Below are 3477 nucleotides of genomic sequence, written 5' to 3' on the forward strand. Positions count from 1 at the left end.
ATCTATAATCTTATATATCTGATAGAAATCTACAATATCAATTTCTACTATGGATTTATTGTTGGTGAAATAAAAGTCATAGTTTAGACTTAATAGGTAGTCTTTGTTTTCTTGAGAAAGGTTTTTTACAAATACAATTTCATAAGTCATACTTTGGAACATATCCATTAGGTTTTTTACATTATCATTTGATACTATTTTACCCTTATTTAAAATAATAACATTATCACATACATTTTGAACTAGATTCATATTGTGAGTAGATAAAAGAATAGTTTTATCCATATTAGAAGCAATATCTAGTAATATATTTTTTATGTCCATATGACTTTGGACATCTAATCCAAGGGTTGGCTCATCTAAAAGGATAATATCTGTATCGCAGAGTAATGTAATAGCTATTGCAACTTTTTGTTGCATTCCTCTAGACAATTTATTAACCATAGTATCTTTTTTGTCCTTTAAGTTAAATCTATCTAATATTTGGTCTATAGACTTTTCTATATTATTGCCTCCTAATCCTCTAATACCTGCAAAGTATCGCAAATTTTCTCTAGGGGTTAATCTCCAATAAAGGTTTCTTGTGCCTTCGAATACTGCTGATATGTATTTTGTGGATTTTTTATTATCTTTTCCAAATATTTTAATAGAACCATTGTCTGGAATTATTAAATTACAGATACTTTTAATTGTAGTAGTTTTACCTGAACCATTAGGTCCTAGTATTCCACATATTTTCCCCTTTTCAATTTTAAAAGAGATATTATCTATGGCTTTTAAGTTACCATAATATTTTGACAAATTAATAACTTCTATAGCTTCCATTCAATTCCCTCCTATGATTAAATTAGGAACGATAATCCCTTATAATAAGTATATATTATTTGAATTAAAAAGTCGTCAATCAAAGATAATAATATTAGATAATAATGCTTTATATGACTTAAGTCATGGTAAGTTGCATTAAAAATAATTTTGATAAGATTATATATTTAAGGTATACTTAAAACAAATATAATAAAAGGAGATAGATGATTATTGAAAATTAATAATAGGTACAATAGAAGAGAAGAAATAGCTAATAGTATAACTCACGGACTAGGAATATTATTTGCTATAGTGGCTTTAATCGTACTACTTATTTTTTCTATTAGAAAAAAAGAGACCATTTCTATTATTGCTTTTAGTGTTTATGGTTTTTGTCTAATACTTATGTATTTATCCTCAACTCTTTATCATTCCATTAAAAATAAAAAGGCCAAGGAAATATTGAGGGTCTTTGATCATTCCTCTATATTTTTATTCATAGCAGGGACATATACACCTATAGCTTTACTTTCAATGGAAGGAAGATTAAGGGCAGGAATTATGATAAGCATTTGGTCTATTGCCATAATAGGGGTAATATTTAAAATACTTACTATTGGTAAGTTTGATAAGTATAAGGTAATGTCTTTAATCATATATATAGCCATGGGATGGATAGCTTTGTTTACTATAAAACCTATTGTGAAGATGACATCTTTAGGGTTCATGCTTTGGATTTTAGGAGGAGGATTAATCTATACTTTGGGGACCATATTTTATAGTAATAAAAAAATACCATATAATCATGCTATTTGGCATTTATTTGTTTTGGGAGGAACCATACTCCACTTTGTTGGTATTTTAATCTATTTGACTTAAATATGATTATAGGTAGTATTTTATATTATTTTTTAAAGGGGAGTGAAATAATATGACTAAAAATACAGGAAAAGAATTTATGGAAAAAACAAAATATAAATACATGAGGAAAACAGATCAACAAAAAGAATTACCTCAACCACCTTTAGAATTAGCATATGATAAAGGGGAGGGATTAATAGAACTTCCTTCGGTAGATAATATAAAGGTTAAAGAAATAGATTTAAGAGAAGCAATAGAGTCAAGAAAGAGTTTAAGAAAGTATAGCAATAAACCTTTAACTATGGAAGAGTTATCTTATCTTTTGTGGTGTACTCAAGGGGTGAAAGGAATAACTTCAAGGCCAACAACCTTAAGAAATGTTCCTTCAGCAGGAGCAAGACATTCCTTTGAAACTTATCTTCTAATAAATAGGGTAAATGGATTAAAACCAGGTATATATAGATATTTAGCTATTGAACATAAGCTTTTAGAAGTTAATACAGAACCAGATATAGCTGAAAAAATAACCTATAGTTGCCATGAGCAAATATTTGTAAAAAACAGTGCAGTAACTTTCATATGGAGTACAGTAATTTATAGGATGAAATGGAGATATGGAGAAAGGGGATATAGATATGTGCATTTAGATGCAGGACATGTATGTCAAAACTTATACTTAGCTGCTCAATCTATAGACTGTGGTGTTTGTGCAATAGCAGCCTTTGATGATGATGAGATAAACAAATTGCTTGGTTTAGATGGAGAGGAACAATTTGTTGTTTACCTTGCAACAGTAGGAAAGAGTGTTACCCTTAAGTAATAAAGGAATATGCACCAGGGACGTGCACCAGGGACGGTTCATTTTGCAGTCCAATAATTACCAACTATAGGGATTATTTAATTTAGTGGGGTGAAAAATATGGGTAGGGTTGCTAGACTAGAAAGTGACACAGGATATTATCATGTAATAGCTAGGGGAAATAATAAAGAAATGATATTTAGACATCCCTTAGAAAAGCAATATTTTTTAGGAGAGCTGCAGAATAGAGTGGATGAGGGAGATATTTCAATATTATCTTATTGTGTAATGGATAATCATATACATTTATTAATTAATGCCGAATTAGATTTAATGGCAGAAGCATTAAAACGAACAAATATCAAATTTGCAATGAGGTATAATACAAAATATGATCGAGTAGGTCATGTGTTTCAAGGTAGATATAAAAGTGAGGTAATAAATACGGATCAATACTTACTTGGTGTTATAAGATATATACATAATAATCCTGTAAAAGCTGAAATAGTATCAGAGGCAGGAAATTATAAATGGAGCAGCTATAAGGCTTATATAGATAAAAAGGATAGTCTGATAAATCCTAAGGAGAAGGAGATTATAATGGATATGTTTAATGGTTCTATAAAGCTATTTGAACAATTCCATTTAGAAGAGGATATGAATGAGTTTCTTGAAATTAAAGAGGATTTAGAACGACAACGAGAAGAGAGAGCTAAAAGGATTCTAGATAATTATCGCGACAAATATGAAATAAAAGACATAGAGCAATTACATGGTAATAGAAATATTATAGAGCAAATTGTCATTGAGTTAATACAATTTGCTAAATTACCTCATAGGAAAATAGCTGAGATTGTAGGTATAAATAGAGGAAAGGTCCACAATATTGCTAGGAAATTATAATGGTGTAGCAGGGATAGATTTTTCAGTCTAATTCTTACAAATAAAAATACTGTAACCTTCGATCATTGATGAGATGCAAAAAGAACCGTCCCCTATGCACACAAAAC

5 protein-coding genes are annotated in these 3477 nt (G+C 29.4%); 4 read left to right on the plus strand and 1 reads right to left on the minus strand.

Features of this window, described 5'->3' with window-relative positions:
* The coding region (locus VK998_RS05050) for an ABC transporter ATP-binding protein (RefSeq protein ID WP_325226228.1) at positions 1-825 on the minus strand (825 nt) is incomplete at its 3' end.
* A gap of 13 nt (positions 826-838) precedes the next feature.
* Between VK998_RS05050 and VK998_RS05055 the strand changes: the two genes are divergently transcribed.
* The 4 genes from VK998_RS05055 to VK998_RS05070 all read left to right on the plus strand — a co-directional run bounded on the left by VK998_RS05055 (position 839) and on the right by VK998_RS05070 (position 3370).
* Positions 839-967, plus strand: a complete 129-nt coding sequence (locus VK998_RS05055; protein WP_325226229.1) for a hypothetical protein — start codon at positions 839-841, stop codon at positions 965-967.
* Positions 968-1038: 71 nt separating this feature from the next.
* The gene (trhA, locus tag VK998_RS05060; RefSeq protein ID WP_325226231.1) at positions 1039-1686 is read left to right on the plus strand and encodes a PAQR family membrane homeostasis protein TrhA; all 648 of its coding nucleotides are present in this window, start codon (positions 1039-1041) and stop codon (positions 1684-1686) included.
* A gap of 52 nt (positions 1687-1738) precedes the next feature.
* The gene (locus VK998_RS05065; RefSeq protein WP_325226232.1) at positions 1739-2488 is read left to right on the plus strand and encodes a SagB/ThcOx family dehydrogenase; all 750 of its coding nucleotides are present in this window, start codon (positions 1739-1741) and stop codon (positions 2486-2488) included.
* Positions 2489-2587: 99 nt separating this feature from the next.
* Complete coding sequence (locus tag VK998_RS05070; RefSeq protein WP_325226234.1) at positions 2588-3370, plus strand: transposase; 783 nt, start codon at positions 2588-2590, stop codon at positions 3368-3370.
* Positions 3371-3477: the final 107 nt, after the last annotated feature.

The organism is Schnuerera sp. (genome assembly GCF_035459645.1).
Taxonomy (GTDB): Bacteria; Bacillota; Clostridia; order Tissierellales; family Tepidimicrobiaceae; genus Schnuerera.

What these genes read in the sequence shown, in the direction of transcription:
- VK998_RS05055 (WP_325226229.1), top strand. Translation starts at nt 839, where the DNA reads ATGATTAAATTAGGAACGATAATCCCTTATAATAAGTATATATTATTT.
- VK998_RS05065 (WP_325226232.1), top strand. Translation starts at nt 1,739, where the DNA reads ATGACTAAAAATACAGGAAAAGAATTTATGGAAAAAACAAAATATAAA.
- VK998_RS05070 (WP_325226234.1), top strand. Translation starts at nt 2,588, where the DNA reads ATGGGTAGGGTTGCTAGACTAGAAAGTGACACAGGATATTATCATGTA.